Here is an 18,295-nt window from a genome sequence, read left to right as displayed (position 1 = left end):
GCGCGCCGAACCGATCGTCGCGAATCGTTGTACACAGTGTTGAACACGTTTTGAATGCATCTCACGCAAGTCACGGATTGCTCACCATGTCTCAGACCTCACACACCAACGACGCGTTTTACGCGCACTACCAGTCGCTTCAGTTGACGCGTCATCCCGACGGCGTGCTCGAAGTCGTGATGAGCGGCGAGGGCGCCAACAAAAGCGGCCTCGCCACCGCCAACGCGCGGATGCATTACGAACTCGCCGAAATCTGGCGCGATATCGACCGCGATCCGCAGACGCGCGTGGTGATCATTCGCGGCGAGGGCAAGGGCTTTTCGGCCGGCGGCGATCTGCAACTGGTCGAAGACATGGCAACCGATTTCGACGTGCGCGCGCGGGTGTGGCGCGAGGCGCGCGACCTCGTCTACAACGTGATCAATTGCAGCAAGCCGATCGTCTCGGCGATGCATGGTCCGGCGGTCGGTGCGGGCCTGGTGGCGGGCCTGCTCGCGGATATCTCGATCGCGGCGAAGACGGCGCGGATTATCGACGGTCATACGCGGCTGGGCGTCGCGGCGGGCGATCACGCGGCGATCGTCTGGCCGCTGCTGTGCGGCATGGCGAAGGCCAAGTACTACCTGCTGCTGTGCGAGCCGGTGAGCGGCGAAGAGGCGGAGCGTATCGGCCTCGTCTCGCTCGCCGTCGACGAAGCCGATCTGCTGCCCAAAGCATTCGAGGTGGCGCGCAAACTCGCCAGCGGATCGCAGACTGCGATTCGCTGGACCAAGTATGCGTTGAACAACTGGCTGCGGTCGGCGGGACCGGCGTTCGATACCTCGCTGGCGCTGGAATTCATGGGCTTTGCCGGGCCGGACGTGCGCGAAGGCGTGAATTCGCTGCGTGAGCGGCGCGCGCCGGATTTCGGCGGCGCGGATCCGTGGCGCGGTGAAGCGAAATAAGGCGGGGGATGTGGGGTGCGGTGACCCAAGCCCGCGTCCCCAAACGCTCCTGACGCGTCGCCCCCGCACGGTATGATCGACTCCGACGCGTGCGGGCCGGCGCGCACTCCTACACTTATGCAGCGAGGCGACAAGCATGACCGATACACCCGATTCCACGCCGCCGTTTCCCGGCTTCCCCGGCTTTCCGCCCGCTGAAATGCTCGAACGCATGTGGGGCATGATGCGGCTGTCGCCGTTCGGCTCGGCGTTCTCCGGCGCGCAGCCGGGCGCGGGCATGGCACCGTCGCTGTCGATGATGTCCGACATGATGGCGCCGCTCACCAACGTGGAAGAACTCGACAAACGCATCACCGACATGCGCGCCGTCGAGCAATGGCTCAAGCTGAATCTGAGCATGCTGCAATCCGCGATTCAGGCGCTCGAAGTGCAGCGCGCCACGCTTGCGACGTTGCGTGCGTTCGGCGCGTTCGCGCAATCGTCGATGGCGCAGCCGGCGGCATCCGCAGCGCCGAGCCCCGCGTCGGCGACGGGCTGGCCGCATCCGCAGCAGACGGCGTCGGCCAGTGGCGCGGCTGCGTCCGCCGCCGCCGAACCGTCTGGTACCGACGACGAGGAAACGCCGTCGACGCCTCCGTTCGACGCGTCCGCATGGTGGAACCTGCTGCAGTCGCAGTTCAATCAGATCGCCCAGTTCGCGATGACGCAGCCGGCGGCCGCGACGGGCGATTCTACTCAAGCCGCATCGGCGGAAACCGGTGGCGGAGCCGCAGCGGAAGCCACGGCCGAGGCGTCGCAAACGTCGCCTCAAGACGCGGACCCCGCAGCCAAACGACCGGCTGCGAAACGGGCGCCGTCCGCCGCGAAACGCACGGCTAGCGCGAGCGCCACGCCGCGCGCGGCGAAAAAGTCGACCTGAGACGGGAATGACGGATGACGAAGCGGACCCGCCCGTCATCGGCAAAAAGACCACGCGGCGCGCCGGCGATCTAGGCCGGTTCGCCGTCTGTCATGGTTTTGACCTCGATCCTCGGCCACACTCCGCGGATCGCGCGCTTTGTTGAGAGAGGTCAAGCGGACGGCGGCGCGGCGTCTGCTAACGTGGGAATTCCGTAAAGTCAGCGTGCTATCATTGTGTAAGCTTTAGTTGGTTTTTAGTTGATTTTTGGGCGTGCGCAAAAACAACCAATCGTGCCGCCCTTGCTTCATTTGCCGCCGGTAAGACCGGCGCAGGGCTGGACGGTGCGGTTTCACCGCAGACTGGCTCGACCTCAGGCATAGGGTATCCCTCACCCACGGTTGGCCGCGCAGCGCGTAGCTTAGATGGGGCGTGCCCGCGCAAACGTCCGACTTCTTTGCTGCCCGGTGCATCTAGGCGGCTGATTACCGCGTAAAATTGAATGTTGGCCGACGCACGGCGTGATCCGTTCGTCGTCAGCGAGAGTGCTACACGTAGCAGCAGACACACACAGTATGCGCAGAACAGGGGTGGGACTATGAACACCATGCTTTATCCGGAACTTTATAAATCGCTCGAATCCGTTCGATGGGACATGGAGAAAGACATTCCCTGGGACAAGTTCGATGCATCGCTATTGACCGACGAGCAGGCCGCGACGATCAAGATGAACGCGATCACCGAATGGTCGGCCTTGCCCGCCACGGAAATGTTCCTGCGTGACAACCATCACGACAGCGATTTCTCCGCCTTCATGAGCGTGTGGTTCTTCGAAGAACAGAAGCATTCGCTGGTGCTGATGGAATATCTGCGCCGCTTCAAGCCGGAGCTGTGCCCGACCGAAGAAGAACTGCACGCGGTGCGCTTCGAATTCGATCCGGCGCCGCCGCTCGAAACGCTGATGCTGCACTTCTGCGGCGAAATCCGCCTGAACCACTGGTATCGCCGTGCGGCCGAATGGCACACCGAGCCGGTGATCAAGCAGATCTACGAAACCATTTCGCGCGACGAAGCGCGCCATGGCGGCGCGTATCTGCGCTACATGAAGAAAGCGATGATGCAAACGGGCGACATCGCGCGTGCTGCGTTCGCCAAGATCGGTGTGCTGATGGCGTCGGCGCGTCGCACCGAAAAGCCGCTGCATCCCACCAACCTGCACGTGAATCAGGCGCTGTTCCCGCGCGACACGATTCAGTCGCGTCTGCCGGATCCGGAATGGCTTGAGCGCTGGCTCGACGAACAGATCCGTTTCGACGACGGCTGGGAAAAGAAGGTCGTGGAGCGGATTCTGCACAACCTGTCCATTCTGTTCGAACGCACGTTCAACACCGCGCAGGAACTGAACCGCTACCGCAAGGAAGTGGTCCTGCGGCTGCAGGCAGAGCAGAAGTCGTCGGAACAGCCGGCTTGATGGCGCTTAGGCGTGTGATCCGCGTCAGCGGGTTCACGCCGGGTTAACAGCCTGCGTCACAAACTGGTTTTACGGTTTCAGGAACGGCCCGACAAGCGAGAGCTTGCCGGGCCGTTTTGTTTCATGCCGTCCAGCGTGTATCGTGACGGCACTTCTTTATTCTCTTTCCGATTCCGTCATGGCTGCTACTTTTGAACGCAAGATGATGACGCGCGAGGCTCTCGTGACGCTGCGCGCCACGCTCAACGCGCCGGTGGTGTTTACCAACGGCGTGTTCGATATCCTGCATCGCGGGCATGTGACTTATCTGGCCGATGCGAAGGCGCTCGGCGCGTGCCTGATCGTCGGCGTGAATAGCGACGCGTCGGTCCGCATGCTCGGCAAGGGCGACGACCGGCCGATCAACAACGAGTCGGACCGCATGGCGTTGCTGGCCGCGCTGGAGAGTGTCGATTACGTGGTGTGCTTCGGCGAGAAGACGCCGGTCGAGCTGATTTCGGCGCTGCGGCCGGACGTGCTCGTCAAGGGCGGTGACTACGACATGGACGCGTTGCCGGAGTCGGCCATCGTACGAGGGTGGGGCGGGAAAGCGCTGGCGATTCCGTTCGAACACGACCGCTCGACCACGGCGCTGTTGAAAAAGGTCCGCGCGCAGGGCTGACGGCTACTGCGGCAACGCCGACGCCGCGATCGGCGCCACCGGCGCCGGGCCGCCCACCACCGCCTGATCGGCGGCCTCGGCGGCCGTCACCGGTTGCACCCTCAACCATTCCTGATGAATCTGGCGATTCAGATGATTAGGTTCGCGCCCGCCGGCCGTGGGCGTCGGGCCGAATACGCCGCGCACCGCGACGAATGCCAGCAGGTTGGCAAGAAACAAGATGGCGATCAGCCAGCGCAGCATTATTGGTTTTCCCCGTCCAGAAGGTGTTGAACCGTCGTGATTCCGATCCGATGGCCGCCAGTCAGACGCCGCGTGCCATTTCGCGCTCGGCGGCTATCAGCGCAAGGCCGGACAGCACGAGCGAATCGTGGCGAGTATGCGGCACTTTGAGCGCGCTCGCCACTTCGTCCACGGCGCCGCCGCTGACCACGAGGCGCACCGGCACCTGCCATTCATCCTGCAGATCACGCCACATCCGCTCGATCAGGCCGGCCTGCGCCAGCGTGCAACCGGCGGACAGCGAGCGCGGCGTGTCCGTCGCGAAGAACGGGCCACGGCGGGATGCTGCGGCGCTATCGGCGGCGTCGAGCAGGCCGCGTGCGGCGTTGGCGTCGAGCGTCGGTAACTGCGCGGTGTGCTCGCCGAGCGAGCGCATCATCAGTGTCCAGCCCGGCGCGATCAGACCGCCGACAAAGTGACCGTCCGCGCGCAACGCTTCGAGCGTGGTCGCCGTGCCGAACGTCGCGATCAGCAGATGTTCGCCGGGAAACGCCGCGTGCGCGCCGATCATGCCGGCCCAGCGGTCGCTGCCGAGCGCGTGCGGCGTGGTGTAGCTATTGGTCACGCCGCATTGCGTGGCGCAGGCGCGGATCGTCGTGAGCGGCAGACCCGGCCAATGGGCGTCGAGCAACGCGGTGAGCCGCGCTGCCACCGCTTCGCCCGCGACATTCGACAGCCATGCGCCGCCAGGCGTCGGCAGAGTCGACCAGCACGGCTGATCCACGCCGTCATGCGCCAATGCGCCAGTTGCGATCGGCGCGCCGTCCGGTCCCACCAGCGTCCACTTGATGCGGCTATTGCCCGCGTCGATCAGCAGAGAAGGCGCACCGCTCGTCATGCCGCACCGTCGGCCAGACGCAGCGAGACGTCGCCGGTTGAAATCGTTTGACGGCCGGTCGGCGTGTCGAGCAGCAACTGGCCGCGTTCGTCGACGCCCGCCGCCACGCCGCGCGTGATTTCCTGGCCTTGTTCCAGCAGCACGACTTCGCGTCCCGCGTACGCATGCACCGCGTTCCAGCGCGCCTGGAACGGCGCGAAGCCTTCCGCGCCGAAGCGCTGCAAAGCAGGTTCGAGCGCGTTCAGTTCAGCGGCCAGTGTGTCGGTGAGATTGGCGTTGGGCAACGCGCGCTGCAGCGCGGTCGGCACGGTGCCGCGCGCCTGCGGCGGCACGTCGGCGTTGAGCGCGCCGACCTTGGCGGCGAGTTCGTCCGCGCCCTTCACATTGGTGCCGATACCGATCACCACCGCGCTGGCGTAGTCGGTGCTCCACGCCGTCTCGATCAGGATGCCGGCCAGCTTGTCGCCTTCCAGCAGCACATCGTTCGGCCATTTCAGCGCGATCTGACCGGGACCGGCGACCGGCAACGAGCGCAGCCCGTCGACCAGCGCGACGCCGACCGCGAGGCTCAAGCCCGCCAGCTCTTCCAGCGGACGCGGCAGCACGCACGCCACCGAAAACAGCAGCGCATTGCCCGGCTCCGCATACCACGGACGGCCGCGCCGGCCGCGCCCGGCGGTCTGCAGATACGCGACCCGCACGAGCGGCCGCGGCAGCGCATTGCTTCTATGCGGCAGCGCTTTGACGCGGGTCATCAGGTCGGCGTTGGTCGAGCCGGTTTCCTCGACGATTTCGATCGGCCAGTCATGCGCCTGCGGCCCGAACAGCGCGACGGCGCGTTCGCGGTCGATGCGCCAATCGGTCGCGGCGGCTTGGGGTGGAGTTTTGGAAGCGTTCATGTCTCATATTGTAGCGATAGCGCACCCAATGGGGCCGCCGGCAAGGCCCATCGGCCGCGCCTTCGTTACAATGGCCCCTAATCCGATAACCAGATTCTCGCGATCCTTGAACTACGACACTCCGCCCGGCCTCGAAGTCGCGGCCGGCAGCCAGGGCAAGATCGTCCGGCTCTCGGGCCAGTGGACGGCGCTCGCGCTTGCCCGCGACCGGGCTACCGGCCATGTGATTCCGCTTCTGCGCTCGCTGCTCGGTGCCGAGGGCATCCGCGAGTGGGATCTATCGCGCATTGACCGGATGGACCACGTCGGCGGCCAGGCACTGTGGCGCGTGTGGGGCCACAAAATGCCGCCCGACACCACGCTCACCGACACGCAGCGCGACATCTTCGAACGCATTGCGTTGCTCGACACGGTGCGCGACACGGCCGAGCCGGTGGTCAAACTCGATCCGTTCACGCGGCTGGGCCTGTCGATTTTCTCGTTCTTCGAACATCTGTACGGCGGCGTCGGCATGCTCGGGCGGGTCGTGCTCGATCTGTTGGCGATCCTGCGCAAGCCGAAGCTCGCGCCGTGGACCGAAATTTCCGCGAACGTCTATAACGCCGGCGCCAGGGCGTTGCCGATCACCGCGCTGGTGGCGTTCCTGATCGGCATCGTGCTGAGCTATCTGTCCGCGCAGCAACTGCGGCTGTTCGGCGCGAACCAGTACATCGTCAACATTCTCGGCTTGTCGGTGATTCGCGAATTGGGGCCGGTGTTGTCGGCGATTCTGGTGGCGGGGCGTTCGGGGTCGGCGATTACCGCGCAGATCGGCGTGATGCGCGTGACCGAGGAACTCGACGCCATGCGCGTGATGGGCATTCCGCACGGGCTGCGGCTGATCCTGCCAAGGGTGATCGCGCTCGGCCTGGCGATGCCGCTGCTCGTCATGTGGACCAATATCATCGCGCTGACCGGCGGCGCGCTGGCCGCCAAGATCGTGCTCGGCATCGACATGAGTTACTTCGCGCGCGCGTTGCCGGGCGTGGTGCCGGTCGCCAATCTGTGGATCGGGCTCGGTAAGGGCGTCGCGTTCGGCATGCTGATCGCGATCGTCGGCTGTCATTTCGGCTTCCGGATCAAGGCGAATTCGCAGAGTCTCGGCGAAGGTACGACGACCTCGGTGGTGACTTCGATCACCATCGTGATTCTCGCGGACGCGGTGTTCGCGATCCTCTTCCAGAACGTGGGGCTCGGATGATCGCGCCACTCTCCCAGGCCGTGCGCGGCCAGCCTGCGCCGTCGATCGCCGAACCGGTGATCGAGGTGATCGACATCACCAAGCGCTATGGCCGCAACATCGTCCATCAGCATCTGAATCTGGATGTGAAGCGCGGCGAGATCATGTCGATCGTCGGCGGTTCGGGTTCGGGCAAGACCACGCTGGTGCGGCAGATTCTCGGGTTGGAGAAGCCCTCGTCCGGCACCATCAAGCTGTTCGGCGAGGACCTCGCGACGATCTCGCCGGAAACCGCGCTGCTGATGCGCAGCCGTTCCGGCATGCTGTTCCAGCGCGGCGCGCTGTTCTCGTCGCTGTCGGTGTTCGACAACATCGCGCAGCCGGTGCGCGAACTCGGCAAGGTGCCGGAAGACCTGCTGCGCGACATCGTGATGCTCAAGCTCGAGATGGTCGGGCTGCCGTGCAAGCATGCGTCGAAAATGCCGTCGGCGTTGTCGGGCGGCATGATCAAGCGGGTCGGCATTGCCCGCGCGATCGCGCTCGAACCCGAATTGCTGTTTCTCGACGAACCGACCGCCGGGCTCGATCCGCAGGCGTCCGATGAATTCGTCGAACTAATTTCCGCGCTGCATCGCGCGCTGGGGCTGACGGTGGTGATGGTCACGCACGATCTCGACACGATGATCGCGCTGTCCACCCGCGTCGCCGTGCTGGCGGACCGCACGGTGCTGGTCGCCGCGCCGGTCGAAGAGGCGGCGGGCGTCGATCATCCGTTCATCCGCGAATATTTCCTCGGCCTGCGCGGACGTCGCGCGTTGCAGGCGCTGCCGCCCGAGCGGCGCGCGAAGTTGCCGCGCGCGGCGCTCGAGCCGGCGTCGTCCGAATTGCCGCTGTGAAGAACCAGGGAACCTGAGAATGGAAAACAAATCACATGCCTTCTGGGCGGGGCTCTTCACGGTAGCCTTGCTGGCGGCCGTTGCCGTCGCGGCTTTTTTGTTCAACGTCGACCGCTCGGTGCGGGTGCCGTACGATCTGATCGCGCGCACCAACGTGACGGGGCTCTATACCGACGCGGCGGTGCGGTATCGCGGGCTCGACGTCGGCAAGGTGCAGTCGATCAAATTCGACCGCGACCATCCGGGGCAAATCCTGATCCGCATCCTGGTCGACACGCACGCGCCGATTACCCGCTCGACCTTCGGCAGTTTGGGTTTTCAGGGCGTGACCGGCATCGCCTTCATCCAGCTCGATGACAACGGGCGCGATCCGTCGCCGCTGCCGTCGTCGGTGAAAGAGGTTGCGCAGTTGCCGATGCGTCCGGGCCTGCTCGATCAACTGCAGCAACGCGGCGACGTGCTATTGCGCAAACTCGAAAAAGTCACGGACGACGTCGACAATTTGCTGTCGCCGGAGATGGTCGCGCAGTTGCACGGCACCGCGGCCAGCATCCAGAAAGCCGCCGACGGCGTCGCCACGCTGACCCAGCAATTCGCGCCGGCAGCCGGCAAGCTGCCCGGCACGATCGACCAGTTGGATCGCACGCTGGCGTCGACCAATCAGTTGATCACCAGCCTGAACCGCGTGGACGGCCCGTTCGAGACCAATCTGAACAAGGTCGGCACGGCGGCCCAGCAGGCCGGCGACGCGCTGACGCAGATGAACGGCTCGTTGCAGGAGCTGTCGTCGCGGGTCGGTTACGACACCTTGCCGCGCGTCAATTCGCTCGCCGAAGACGTGCGCTCCGCGGCCCGCTCGGTGGACCGCGCGGCCGACACGTTCAGCACCAATCCGAGCGGTTTGCTGTTCGGCGGCTCGCCGCGTGCGGCGCCGGGTCCGGGCGAGGCCGGTTTCACGTGGCCCGCCGGGCATGCCGCTGCGCCCGCCAATGCGGCCGCGAAATGAATTAACGAATTTGCAGGTTTGAAGAAAGGAAGATTGTCATGTCACGCTTGACCCACCGATTGTTGTCCTCGAGCGCCGCGTTGGCGGTGTTGCTCGCGTTCGGCGTGCTAGCTGCGGGCTGCGCCGGAAATCCGGCCGTGCTCGCCGACATTCGCTACGACTTCGGGCCGCCGAATCCGGCGGCGTCGGCTGGCACGTCGCCGGCCGTGAAGGTGCTCGAAGTGAGCGCGCCCGACATGCTCGAGTCCAACAAGCTGATCTACCGCCTCAGTTACGCCGACGCGCAGCAGACCGCGTCCTACGCGAACAGCCACTGGACCATGACGCCCGCGCAATTGCTGACGCAACGTCTGCGCGGCGCGCTCAGTTCGCGCGGCACCGTGCTGACGGGAGCCGACGGCGTGGCGGCGCCGGTGCTGAAGGTCGATCTGAGCGAGTTCGAGCAGGTCTTCGACAGCCAATCCGAGAGTCACGCGGCCGTGACCGCGCGCGTCACGTTGACGCAAAGCGGCAAGGTGATCGGCCAGCGCACGTTTATCGCCCGCGCGCCGTCCAGTTCGGCGGACGCCGCCGGCGGCGCGCAAGCGCTTGCCGTCGCCAGCGACGACCTGGTCTCGCAGATCGGCGCGTGGCTCGGCGTGCAGGCGCTGGTCGCCGCGCAGTGACCCGCATGCAGCGCGCGCAACGGAGCGCTGCATGAGCGTAAAACCGTGGCAGCGCCGTCCGTCGGCGCTCGCCCGGCAGGCGTTGGTGCTGTACGCCGCGCTGATCGTGTACGGTTCGTGGTATCCGTTTTCCGGCTGGCGTTCGCTCGGCCTCGCTCCGTTTGCCTATCTGTTCGATCCCATGCCGCAGTACCTGACGGCGTTCGACGTCGTCACGAACGTGCTCGGCTATATGCCGTTCGGCGCGCTGGTGGTGCTGGCGGTCTATCCGCGCTGGCGCGGCACGCTGGCCGTAGCGTTGGCCTTCGTGCTGGGCGGCTTGCTGTCGGGCACGATGGAAGCCGTGCAGACCTATCTGCCGACGCGCGTCGCGTCCAATCTCGATTTGGCCGCCAATGCGCTCGGCGCGCTGCTCGGCGCGGCGATCATGTCGCCGGCTACCGGCGCGCTGCTCGATCGCGGCTTGTTGAGGCGCTTGCGGCTGCTGTGGTTCGAGCGCGATAGCGCAGCGCTCGTCTGTCTTGTCGCGACGTGGCCGTTTGCGACCATGTACCCCGCGCCGCGGCTGTTCGGTCTCGGCAACTGGCCGCGTACGCTGTGGCTGCGTTTCGATTCGACCACGCAGGATGCGTTGCTCGCGTGGGCACCTTCCGCCTGGCACGTCGGCGCATGGCCCGCGTTGCTCGCGGCGAAGTTGCCCGACGATACCTGGGAAGCGCTGATCGCCGCGCTCAACCTGTTTGCCGCGCTCGCGCTGGCATCGCTGCCGGTGCGGCGGCATGCGCCGCTGGTGCGTCTGCTGCTGGTGTTTGTCGTCGCGACGTTGTGCGTGAAGGTCGGCGCGACGTTTCTGCAATCGCAGTCGGGGCTTGCGTTCAACTGGGCGACGCCTGGGGCGCTCGTGGGGCTCGTGGGTGGCGCGGTGCTGGCCCTGCTGGCGTTGCGTCTGCGACGCCGATCGCGTGCGGCGCTCGCGGCTGGCGCGCTGGTTGTTTCGCTGGTGCTCGTCAACCTGCTGCCGGTGAATCCGTATTTCGACGTCGTGCTCGCGGACTGGCGGCAAGGGCGTTATCTGCACTTCAACGGTCTGGCGCATTGGCTGGCGTGGAGCTGGCCGTATGCGGCGCTGGTGTGGATCGCGTTTGTCGTCGAGCAGGCGTGGCTCAAGCGGCGGGTGAAGCGGGTTTGAGGCACCGGTAAGGTACACGTGGCGCATGCATGAGCGACGCACGAAGTACGCGCAGGCTAGGGATGACACGCGCGCATGCCGCGAATGAGGCGCCGCCGTCGCGCCGTCAGCGTCTGCGACCACCGGCCTCGCTCGCTATAATCGTCCGCATAAACCGGCGCGCTACCGCGCTTACAACGCCATTCCCCACTCTTACAGTTTCGTCCCCGGACATCATGGACTCCTTCTACAAGTACCACGTCTTCTTCTGTCTCAATCAACGCGATCCCGGCGCCGAGCGTCCGAGCTGCGCGAACTGCAATGCGCAAGCCATGCAGGAGCATGCAAAAAAACGCGTGAAGCAACTCGGTCTCGCGGGCCCCGGCCAGGTGCGTATCAACAAGGCCGGTTGCCTTGAGCGTTGCGAACTCGGACCGGCGCTCGTCGTGTATCCGGAAGGCATCTGGTACACGTACGTGGATGAGAGCGATATCGACGAAATCGTCGATTCGCACCTGGTGAACGGCAAGGTTGTCGAGCGTCTGAAAATCGATCAATAAGCATCGGCATGAACGTACACACGAAAAAATATCTGATCGACGGCCCGGTCGGCAAGATCGAGGTCGCGCTGGATCTGCCCGACGAGATGCGCGAGAACGGCGCCGCGCCGCGCGGCGTTGCGCTGGTCGCGCATCCGCATCCGCTGTTCGGCGGCACGATGGACAACAAGGTCGCGCAGACGCTCGCCCGCACGCTCGTGCAGTTGAACTACGTGACGTACCGCTCGAATTTCCGTGGCGTCGGCGAGACGCAAGGTGAACACGACGCGGGCATCGGCGAGCGCGACGATCTGCGCGCCGTGCTGGATCACATGCGCGCCGAGGCAGGGCAGGCCGATCTGCCCCTCGTGCTCGCGGGATTTTCGTTCGGCACGTTCGTGCTTTCGCACGTGGCCGCGAAGCTGCGCGAAGAAGAACAGGCGATCGAGCGGATGGTTTTTGTCGGTACTGCGGCGAGCCGTTGGGAGGTGGCGCCCGTGCCGGAGAACACGCTGGTGATTCACGGCGAGACCGACGACACGGTGCCCATTCAATCGGTTTACGACTGGGCGCGGCCGCAGGAATTACCGGTCGTGGTGATTCCGGGGGCGGAACACTTTCTGCATCGCAAGCTGCATGTGCTCAAGCGGATCATTGTCGACGCGTGGCGTTAAGCAGTGCGTCGCGCCGCGTTTTCCGGGGTACAGGTACGCACAAACGCAAATTAATCGTCCCCGTTTGCGCAAAGTTACCAGGTTAGCGCGCGTATAATGAGCGCTCTTTTTTGGGCGCAGCGCCGCCCATCCGGCAGTTCGCGCGACGCGTAACCTGGTTGTTTCTTGTTGGTTTCCTGGTTGTTGCGCGCGCAGCGGTGCCGGATGCAGGGCGTGCTGCGCGAACCGATCGCGTAGCCGGAAGTCCAATGGGCGCCGCGCCGTTTTTGCGGCCAGACGCTCGCCGACCGGCTCTTCCAAACTGTGCGCCCTGCGCGCGATGTATTTTTCCGCACGAATCGACCCTATGCGTTTCTCCACTTCCGGCCGCACGTCCTTCCCGTCAGTTGCTTCCTTCGTTCCTTCTTCGCTTAGTCGTGCCGTGACGCTCGGCGTCGTGCTGCCGGCCACGCTTGTGGCCAGCACCGCGTTCGCGCAAGTGCCGCCGCCCGCGGTGAACGCGCGTTCGTGGGTACTGGTCGACGCCACCAGCAACCAGGTGCTCGCGTCGGGCAATGCCGACGAGCGCGTGGAACCGGCCTCGCTGACCAAGCTGATGACCGCGTACCTCGTGTTCGAGGCACTGCAGGCGAAAAAGATCACGATGGACCAGACGGTGATGCCGAGCGAAGCGGTGCGCCGGGTGAAAACCGACGAATCGCGCATGTTCATCGAGGCGAACAAGCCGGTGACCGTGCACGATCTGGTGTACGGCATGATCATCCAGTCGGGTAACGACGCGGCGATCGCGCTGGCGGAACTGGTCGGCGGCAGCGAGTCGCAGTTCGTCAACATGATGAACAACGAAGCGGCAAAGCTCGGCATGAAGCACACGCATTTCGCCGACGTGAACGGCATGCCCGATCCGCAGCACTACACCACGGCGGGCGACCTCGCGGTGCTGTCGGCGCGTCTGATTCGCGATTTCCCCGACTACTACAACATCTTCTCGGTCAAGGAATTCACGTACAACAAGATCAAGCAGCCCAACCGCAACCGTCTGCTGTGGATCGACCCGACCGTCGACGGTCTGAAGACCGGCCACACGCAAGCGGCCGGCTACTGCCTGATCGCGAGCGCGAAGCGTCCGCTGCCGGGCACGACCGACGGCTCGCGCCGTCTCGTCACGGTCATGATGGGCGAGACCAAAGAGCACGACCGGGTGCAGGACAGCCTGAAGATGCTGAGCTACGGCTACACCGCGTACGACACGGTGCGTCTGTACAAGGCGAACCAGGTGGTCGGCACGCCGCGCGTCTACAAGGGTGCGCAGGACACGGTGCAGATCGGCGTGAAGGGCGATCAGTACATCACCGTGCCGAAGGGCATGGGCGACAAGGTGAAGCCGCAGATCGAGCAGATCGATCCGCTGATCGCGCCGATCGCGAACGGTCAGCAGGTCGGCACGGCCAAGCTGGTCGCCGACGGCAAGGTGTTGGCGCAATTCCCGATCGTCGCGTTGCAGGCTGTGCCGCAAGCCGGCGTGGTCGGCCGTGTGTGGGATTCGCTGATGCTGATGTTCAACAAGAAGAAGTAAGAGCCTGTACGCAATGACCGTTGTTGACGATGTCTCGCACGACCCGATCGTTTATCTGAACGGCGAGTTGGTGCCGTTGTCCGAAGCGCGCGTGCCGGTGCTCGACCGCGGCTTTATTTTCGGCGACGGCATTTACGAAGTCGCGCCGCTTTACGCCGGCAATTCGGGCCGTCGCATGCCGTTTCGTTTCGAGCAGCATCTGGCGCGGCTTGCCCGCTCGGTGGGCAAGATCGGTATCGCCAATCCGTTCGACGACGCCGGCTGGCGCGCGCTGATTTCGCGCGTGGTCGCGGCCAACGAGGCGCATGCCGGTTTGCGCGCCGATCAGGACGCGATTGCCTATATTCAGGTGACACGCGGCGTCGCGAAGCGCGGTCACGCATTTCCGGCCGGCATTCAGCCGACCGTGTTCGTGATGGTCACGGCGCTGAATCTGCCGTCTGAAACGCAGCGTGCGCAAGGTGTGCGTTGCGTGACGGCGGAAGATCGCCGGTGGTTGAATTGCGATATCAAGTCGGTATCGCTGCTCGGCAACGTGCTGATGGCGCAATACGCCGCCGAGAACGACGCGTTCGAGACGATCCAGTTTCGTGACGGCGTGCTGACCGAAGGGTCGTCGTCGAATGTGTGGGTGGTGAAGGACGGCGTGCTGGCTGCGCCGCCGCGCAGTCACAAGATTCTCGAAGGGATTCGCTACGGCCTGATCGAAACGCTCGCGCAGGAATGCGGTATTCGCTTCGAGGCACGTGAGATTAGCGAGGCCGAATTGCGTGCCGCCGACGAGATCATCGTCAGCTCGGCCACCAAGGAAGTGCTGCCCGTCACGCAACTCGACGGTCAGCCGATCGGCGAGGGCCGGCCGGGTGCGGTCTTTGCGGCACTGTACGCGGGCTATCAGCGAGCCAAAGCCAAGGAAGCGCAACACGCGCAACACGCGCAAGAAGCGCAGCAAGGAGTAGAGAATGAATCCCGAGAAAACATCACTGCTTGAGTTTCCCTGCGATTTCCCGATCAAGATCATGGGAAAAACGCACCCGGAGTTCACCGACACGATCGTCGAGGTGGTCCGGAAGTTTGATAACGACGTCGACACGTCGCGCCTCGAAACGCGGCCGTCGAGCGGCGGCAACTACACCGGCCTGACGGTCACGGTGCGCGCTACCAGCCAGGAACAGCTCGACGATATCTATCGGGCGCTGACCGGGCATCCGATGGTCAAAGTGGTGCTTTGAGGTTTTGCACCGCTCGTATTGCTTGCGTTATCGCACCCGGTACGTTTGACCTGACTACGGCGTGACGCGCAACGCGTCCGCCGGCTGAGCAGCGTCGCTATCGCCGCCTGGCCCCACTTCGCAAGCCTGCTCAAAAAGCTGCCTGAAGCGTCCCACCTCCGCGAAGACCCAGTCGCGAAACGCCTTGACCCGCGCGGTCTCGAGCATCTGCGGCGGGCAGATGAAGTAGTACTGCCACGGGCTCGGCCCATCCACATCGAATAGCCGCACAAGGCGCCCAGCCGCGATTTCGTGCATGGCGAGCGAGCGGCGTGTGAGCGCGACGCCCTGACCGTCGATCGCCGCCTGCAGCAGATTCGACGAATCCTGATACAGCACCCCGCGCTTCGGCTCCGGCCAGTCGGTGAGGCCGGCAGCGTCGAACCACGGGCGCCACAATTCGTCGTCCGAGCGCAGCAGCGGGACTTTGGCGAGATCGGCCGGCGTCTGCGGCAGCTTGCCGCCGTTGAAGCCCGGCGAGCAGGCCGGAAAGAAAATCTCCTCCAGCAACAGCTCCGCGTGCAACCCCGAATATTTGCCGAAGCCGAAACGGATCGCCACGTCGACATCGTCGCGCGCGAAATCCGTGAGGGCGTTGGTGGACAGCAGTTCGAGGTCCCATTGTGGATGCGCCTCGATAAAGCTGCCGATGCGCGGCGTCACCCAGCGCGCCGCGAACGACGACAGCATCGACACGACCAGCCGCCGCTCGCGGTCGCCGGCGCGGATTTCGCGAGTGGCGTCGGCGAGCGCCATGAGCGCGCCGCGCACGTGCGTGGCATAGCGCCGTCCGGTGTCGGTGAGCCGCACGCGTTTGCCGTCGCGGGCGAACAGCGAAACGCCTAACTCGGCCTCCAGCGCGCGGATCTGATGGCTGACGGCGCCGTGCGTGACGAAAAGTTCGTCGGCGGCGCGCGAGAAGCTCTCGTGGCGGGCGGCGGCTTCGAACGCCTTGATCGCGTTCAGTGCGGGGAGTTGCCGGAGGTCCATCGCAATATTTCTCACATAGAGGTGAAAATTGATCGTTTTGCGTAAACCCTTGCTACGGCTACGATTGTAGCCATGAAACGATTTTTGGCGAGGGAATCATGCGAGAAATTTCCTCTAGTATCGCGTTTGAAATCCGTAGCGGCGAAACCATTCCCATGAAGGTAGCACGCAGCACCCGGCTGGTCGTGCACGGCGGCGCGGTGTGGGTCACACGTAGCGACGATACGGAAGACTACTGGCTGCAGCCCGGCCATACGCTCCGTCTGCGCTGTGGCGAGCGGCTGTGGCTGAGCGCCGAGGGCGGCGTGCAGGCAAAGGTGACGTTTTCCGTGCCGACGCGCTGCGATCAGCGCGCGCTGAACTGGTTCGCGCGGATCGGCGAACGGCTCGCGGCCCGTATGCGCGGCGGCTGGCGCACCGTTTGATCGATTTGGGAGCGGCCACGCGGTCGCGCCCGGCACGGTTCATGTTTCCTTATTCAACGGGGATTCCCAGATTTCGGTAAACTGGCGGGATTATGTGCGCCACCCCGGTTTCCCCGTCTCCCTTGCCCGCCACGGCGCCGCTCACGCTGCGCTGGCTGGGCAGCGAACCCTACGAAGCCAGTTTCGAAGCCATGCGTGTGTTCACCGACGCCCGCACGGCCGACACTCCCGACGAAATCTGGCTAGTCGAACACCCTCCCGTTTTCACGCTCGGCCAGGCCGGCGACCCGGCGCATCTGCTGGCCGCCGACAGCGGCATTCCGCTGGTCAAGGTTGATCGCGGCGGTCAGATCACGTACCACGGCCCCGGCCAGGTGGTGGCCTACCTGCTGCTCGACCTGCGGCGCCGCAAGCTGATGGTGCGCGAGATGGTCACGAGAATCGAGCAGGCCGTGATCGACACCCTTGCGGCGTATAATCTCGCCGGAGAACGCAAGGCGGGCGCCCCCGGTATCTATGTGGGCGCCGGGTCAGATGCGGGACCGGACGCTAGGCTGCACACTGGCGCGAAGATCGCCGCACTGGGTCTGAAAATCCGCAACGGCTGCAGCTATCACGGCGTGAGCCTGAATGTGAACATGGACTTGCGGCCGTTTCTGGCCATCAATCCGTGCGGCTACGCGGGGCTCGAAACAGTCGACATGGCAACGCTGGGCGTCACGGCCGACTGGAACCACGTAGCCCGTACCTTTGCAGAACGCCTCACCGCAAACCTCGACGGCAGTCCCGCGGCCGTCGCCCAACCGCAGGCCGGTGCGCTCACCGCCTGACTGGACCGAACGAATGACTGACGTTACCGCGAACCTCGCAACGCCTCCCGCTTCCGACGCCGTGCCGGCTTCCGCCGCTGCTTACGACGCGACCGCGAAGCAGAAGGCGCAAGCCAAAACCGCCCGTATTCCGATCAAGATCATCCCGATCGAAAAGCTGAAGAAGCCTGACTGGATCCGCGTCAAAGCGGCAACGGGCAATTCACGCTTTTACGAAATCAAGCAGATTCTGCGCGAGCACAATCTGCACACGGTGTGCGAAGAAGCGAGTTGTCCGAATATCGGCGAATGCTTCGGCAAGGGCACCGCCACGTTCATGATCATGGGCGACAAGTGCACGCGCCGCTGCCCGTTCTGCGACGTCGGCCACGGCCGCCCGGATCCGCTCGATGTCGACGAACCCGGCAATCTGGCGCGCACCATCGCGGCTTTGAAGCTGAAGTACGTGGTGATCACCAGCGTGGACCGCGACGACCTGCGCGACGGTGGCGCGGCTCACTTCGTGGAATGTATTCGCCAGACGCGCGAGCTCTCGCCGGAAACGCGCATCGAAATTCTGACGCCGGACTTCCGCGGCCGTCTGGATCGCGCGATCGGCATTCTGAACGCGGCTCCGCCCGACGTGATGAACCACAACCTCGAAACGGTGCCGCGTTTGTACAAGGAAGCGCGCCCGGGTTCGGATTACGCGCATTCGCTGAAGCTGCTGAAAGACTTCAAAGCGTTGCATCCTGAGGTTGCCACCAAGTCGGGCCTGATGGTCGGCCTCGGTGAAACCGAAGAAGAAATTCTGCAGGTGATGCGCGACTTGCGTGAACACAACGTGGACATGCTGACGATCGGCCAGTATCTGCAACCGTCGGAACACCACCTGCCGGTGCGCTCGTACGTGCACCCGGACACGTTCAAAATGTACGAGGAAGAAGCGTACAAGATGGGCTTCACGCATGCTGCGGTGGGTGCCATGGTTCGGTCGAGTTATCACGCCGATTTGCAGGCGCATGGAGCCGGCGTGGTCTAAGCGTTTTAGATCGCTGTCCGTA

At 64.6% G+C, this 18,295-nt stretch carries 21 protein-coding genes; 17 read left to right on the top strand and 4 right to left on the bottom strand.

The genetic code is table 11. The features are described 5' to 3' along the window. The first annotated feature begins 86 nt into the window (after window positions 1-86). The 4 genes from FA94_RS18370 (at window position 87) to rfaE2 (ending at window position 3,974) form a co-directional block, all read left to right on the top strand. A complete protein-coding gene (locus FA94_RS18370) occupies window positions 87-944 on the top strand; it encodes an enoyl-CoA hydratase/isomerase family protein (RefSeq protein WP_035553794.1) in 858 nt (285 codons plus the stop codon). Between the two features lie 136 nt (window positions 945-1,080). Continuing rightward, a complete protein-coding gene (locus FA94_RS18365; protein ID WP_035553792.1) occupies window positions 1,081-1,863 on the top strand; it encodes a PhaM family polyhydroxyalkanoate granule multifunctional regulatory protein in 783 nt (260 codons plus the stop codon). 577 nt (window positions 1,864-2,440) lie between these two features. Then, window positions 2,441-3,313: a ferritin family protein gene (locus tag FA94_RS18360; protein WP_035553789.1), complete on the top strand. Its 873-nt coding sequence runs from the start codon at window positions 2,441-2,443 to the stop codon at window positions 3,311-3,313. A gap of 178 nt (window positions 3,314-3,491) precedes the next feature. Beyond that, the gene (gene rfaE2 / locus FA94_RS18355) at window positions 3,492-3,974 is read left to right on the top strand and encodes a D-glycero-beta-D-manno-heptose 1-phosphate adenylyltransferase (RefSeq protein ID WP_035553788.1); all 483 of its coding nucleotides are present in this window, start codon (window positions 3,492-3,494) and stop codon (window positions 3,972-3,974) included. A 3-nt stretch (window positions 3,975-3,977) separates the two neighbouring features. Here rfaE2 and FA94_RS18350 read toward each other — a convergent pair whose 3' ends face one another. The 3 genes from FA94_RS18350 to FA94_RS18340 form a co-directional block, all read right to left on the bottom strand. After that, window positions 3,978-4,217 carry a hypothetical protein gene (locus tag FA94_RS18350; RefSeq protein WP_035553786.1) on the bottom strand — a complete coding sequence of 80 codons (240 nt, stop codon included), beginning with the start codon at window positions 4,215-4,217 and terminating at the stop codon, window positions 3,978-3,980. 61 nt (window positions 4,218-4,278) lie between these two features. Continuing rightward, window positions 4,279-5,094 (bottom strand): type III pantothenate kinase, encoded by an 816-nt coding sequence (locus FA94_RS18345; protein ID WP_035553784.1) that lies wholly within the window; start codon window positions 5,092-5,094, stop codon window positions 4,279-4,281. Beyond that, window positions 5,091-5,993, bottom strand: coding sequence for a biotin--[acetyl-CoA-carboxylase] ligase (locus FA94_RS18340; protein WP_035553782.1), 903 nt, complete (start codon window positions 5,991-5,993; stop codon window positions 5,091-5,093). The genes FA94_RS18345 and FA94_RS18340 overlap by 4 nt, the downstream gene beginning before the upstream one ends. Window positions 5,994-6,099: 106 nt before the next feature. Between FA94_RS18340 and FA94_RS18335 the strand changes: the two genes are divergently transcribed. The 10 genes from FA94_RS18335 to FA94_RS18290 all read left to right on the top strand — a co-directional run bounded on the left by FA94_RS18335 (window position 6,100) and on the right by FA94_RS18290 (window position 14,968). After that, entirely contained in the window at window positions 6,100-7,233 is a 1,134-nt protein-coding gene (locus FA94_RS18335; RefSeq protein ID WP_035553779.1) for an MlaE family ABC transporter permease, read from the top strand. Next, complete coding sequence (locus FA94_RS18330) at window positions 7,230-8,108, top strand: ABC transporter ATP-binding protein (protein ID WP_035553776.1); 879 nt, start codon at window positions 7,230-7,232, stop codon at window positions 8,106-8,108. The genes FA94_RS18335 and FA94_RS18330 overlap by 4 nt, the downstream gene beginning before the upstream one ends. A 19-nt stretch (window positions 8,109-8,127) precedes the next feature. Next, the gene (locus FA94_RS18325; protein WP_035553774.1) at window positions 8,128-9,114 is read left to right on the top strand and encodes an MlaD family protein; all 987 of its coding nucleotides are present in this window, start codon (window positions 8,128-8,130) and stop codon (window positions 9,112-9,114) included. Window positions 9,115-9,152: 38 nt separating this feature from the next. Next, the gene (locus tag FA94_RS18320; protein ID WP_035553770.1) at window positions 9,153-9,779 is read left to right on the top strand and encodes an ABC-type transport auxiliary lipoprotein family protein; all 627 of its coding nucleotides are present in this window, start codon (window positions 9,153-9,155) and stop codon (window positions 9,777-9,779) included. Between the two features lie 31 nt (window positions 9,780-9,810). Then, window positions 9,811-10,968: a VanZ family protein gene (locus tag FA94_RS18315; protein ID WP_035553767.1), complete on the top strand. Its 1,158-nt coding sequence runs from the start codon at window positions 9,811-9,813 to the stop codon at window positions 10,966-10,968. A gap of 215 nt (window positions 10,969-11,183) precedes the next feature. Beyond that, window positions 11,184-11,507 carry a (2Fe-2S) ferredoxin domain-containing protein gene (locus FA94_RS18310; RefSeq protein ID WP_035553765.1) on the top strand — a complete coding sequence of 108 codons (324 nt, stop codon included), beginning with the start codon at window positions 11,184-11,186 and terminating at the stop codon, window positions 11,505-11,507. An 8-nt stretch (window positions 11,508-11,515) separates the two neighbouring features. After that, a complete protein-coding gene (locus FA94_RS18305) occupies window positions 11,516-12,160 on the top strand; it encodes an alpha/beta hydrolase (protein ID WP_035553763.1) in 645 nt (214 codons plus the stop codon). A 346-nt stretch (window positions 12,161-12,506) separates the two neighbouring features. Further along, window positions 12,507-13,736 carry a D-alanyl-D-alanine carboxypeptidase family protein gene (locus FA94_RS18300; protein ID WP_035553761.1) on the top strand — a complete coding sequence of 410 codons (1,230 nt, stop codon included), beginning with the start codon at window positions 12,507-12,509 and terminating at the stop codon, window positions 13,734-13,736. Between the two features lie 13 nt (window positions 13,737-13,749). After that, window positions 13,750-14,727 (top strand): D-amino acid aminotransferase, encoded by a 978-nt coding sequence (locus FA94_RS18295; RefSeq protein ID WP_035553759.1) that lies wholly within the window; start codon window positions 13,750-13,752, stop codon window positions 14,725-14,727. Next, window positions 14,699-14,968 (top strand): DUF493 family protein, encoded by a 270-nt coding sequence (locus FA94_RS18290; protein ID WP_035553756.1) that lies wholly within the window; start codon window positions 14,699-14,701, stop codon window positions 14,966-14,968. The genes FA94_RS18295 and FA94_RS18290 overlap by 29 nt, the downstream gene beginning before the upstream one ends. Window positions 14,969-15,022: 54 nt before the next feature. On the opposite strand, the gene FA94_RS18285 is transcribed toward FA94_RS18290, so the two are convergent. After that, on the bottom strand, window positions 15,023-15,997 hold the full coding sequence (locus tag FA94_RS18285) for a transcriptional regulator GcvA (RefSeq protein ID WP_035553754.1): 975 nt from the start codon (window positions 15,995-15,997) through the stop codon (window positions 15,023-15,025). 98 nt (window positions 15,998-16,095) lie between these two features. On the opposite strand from FA94_RS18285, the gene FA94_RS18280 reads away from it, so the two are divergent. The 3 genes from FA94_RS18280 (at window position 16,096) to lipA (ending at window position 18,273) form a co-directional block, all read left to right on the top strand. After that, window positions 16,096-16,422 (top strand): DUF2917 domain-containing protein, encoded by a 327-nt coding sequence (locus FA94_RS18280; RefSeq protein WP_035553752.1) that lies wholly within the window; start codon window positions 16,096-16,098, stop codon window positions 16,420-16,422. 92 nt (window positions 16,423-16,514) lie between these two features. Beyond that, window positions 16,515-17,252, top strand: coding sequence for a lipoyl(octanoyl) transferase LipB (lipB, locus tag FA94_RS18275; protein ID WP_035553749.1), 738 nt, complete (start codon window positions 16,515-16,517; stop codon window positions 17,250-17,252). A 13-nt stretch (window positions 17,253-17,265) separates the two neighbouring features. Beyond that, window positions 17,266-18,273, top strand: a complete 1,008-nt coding sequence (lipA, locus tag FA94_RS18270) for a lipoyl synthase (RefSeq protein WP_035553745.1) — start codon at window positions 17,266-17,268, stop codon at window positions 18,271-18,273. The last annotated feature ends 22 nt before the right edge of the window (window positions 18,274-18,295 follow it).

This window comes from Burkholderia sp. 9120 (genome assembly GCF_000745015.1).
GTDB lineage: Bacteria > Pseudomonadota > Gammaproteobacteria > Burkholderiales > Burkholderiaceae > Paraburkholderia.
The sequence above is the reverse complement of the archived record's forward strand: the minus strand, read 5'-3'. Positions and strand labels throughout refer to the sequence as shown.

Excerpts from the sequence above, each read along its gene's own strand:
- FA94_RS18370 (WP_035553794.1), top strand. The coding sequence starts at position 87 with ATGTCTCAGACCTCACACACCAACGACGCGTTTTACGCGCACTACCAG.
- FA94_RS18365 (WP_035553792.1), top strand. The coding sequence starts at position 1,081 with ATGACCGATACACCCGATTCCACGCCGCCGTTTCCCGGCTTCCCCGGC.
- FA94_RS18360 (WP_035553789.1), top strand. The coding sequence starts at position 2,441 with ATGAACACCATGCTTTATCCGGAACTTTATAAATCGCTCGAATCCGTT.
- rfaE2 (WP_035553788.1), top strand. The coding sequence starts at position 3,492 with ATGGCTGCTACTTTTGAACGCAAGATGATGACGCGCGAGGCTCTCGTG.
- FA94_RS18350 (WP_035553786.1), bottom strand. The coding sequence starts at position 4,217 with ATGCTGCGCTGGCTGATCGCCATCTTGTTTCTTGCCAACCTGCTGGCA.
- FA94_RS18345 (WP_035553784.1), bottom strand. The coding sequence starts at position 5,094 with ATGACGAGCGGTGCGCCTTCTCTGCTGATCGACGCGGGCAATAGCCGC.
- FA94_RS18340 (WP_035553782.1), bottom strand. The coding sequence starts at position 5,993 with ATGAACGCTTCCAAAACTCCACCCCAAGCCGCCGCGACCGATTGGCGC.
- FA94_RS18330 (WP_035553776.1), top strand. The coding sequence starts at position 7,230 with ATGATCGCGCCACTCTCCCAGGCCGTGCGCGGCCAGCCTGCGCCGTCG.
- FA94_RS18325 (WP_035553774.1), top strand. The coding sequence starts at position 8,128 with ATGGAAAACAAATCACATGCCTTCTGGGCGGGGCTCTTCACGGTAGCC.
- FA94_RS18320 (WP_035553770.1), top strand. The coding sequence starts at position 9,153 with ATGTCACGCTTGACCCACCGATTGTTGTCCTCGAGCGCCGCGTTGGCG.
- FA94_RS18315 (WP_035553767.1), top strand. The coding sequence starts at position 9,811 with ATGAGCGTAAAACCGTGGCAGCGCCGTCCGTCGGCGCTCGCCCGGCAG.
- FA94_RS18310 (WP_035553765.1), top strand. The coding sequence starts at position 11,184 with ATGGACTCCTTCTACAAGTACCACGTCTTCTTCTGTCTCAATCAACGC.
- FA94_RS18305 (WP_035553763.1), top strand. The coding sequence starts at position 11,516 with ATGAACGTACACACGAAAAAATATCTGATCGACGGCCCGGTCGGCAAG.
- FA94_RS18300 (WP_035553761.1), top strand. The coding sequence starts at position 12,507 with ATGCGTTTCTCCACTTCCGGCCGCACGTCCTTCCCGTCAGTTGCTTCC.
- FA94_RS18295 (WP_035553759.1), top strand. The coding sequence starts at position 13,750 with ATGACCGTTGTTGACGATGTCTCGCACGACCCGATCGTTTATCTGAAC.
- FA94_RS18290 (WP_035553756.1), top strand. The coding sequence starts at position 14,699 with ATGAATCCCGAGAAAACATCACTGCTTGAGTTTCCCTGCGATTTCCCG.
- FA94_RS18285 (WP_035553754.1), bottom strand. The coding sequence starts at position 15,997 with ATGGACCTCCGGCAACTCCCCGCACTGAACGCGATCAAGGCGTTCGAA.
- FA94_RS18280 (WP_035553752.1), top strand. The coding sequence starts at position 16,096 with ATGCGAGAAATTTCCTCTAGTATCGCGTTTGAAATCCGTAGCGGCGAA.
- lipB (WP_035553749.1), top strand. The coding sequence starts at position 16,515 with ATGTGCGCCACCCCGGTTTCCCCGTCTCCCTTGCCCGCCACGGCGCCG.
- lipA (WP_035553745.1), top strand. The coding sequence starts at position 17,266 with ATGACTGACGTTACCGCGAACCTCGCAACGCCTCCCGCTTCCGACGCC.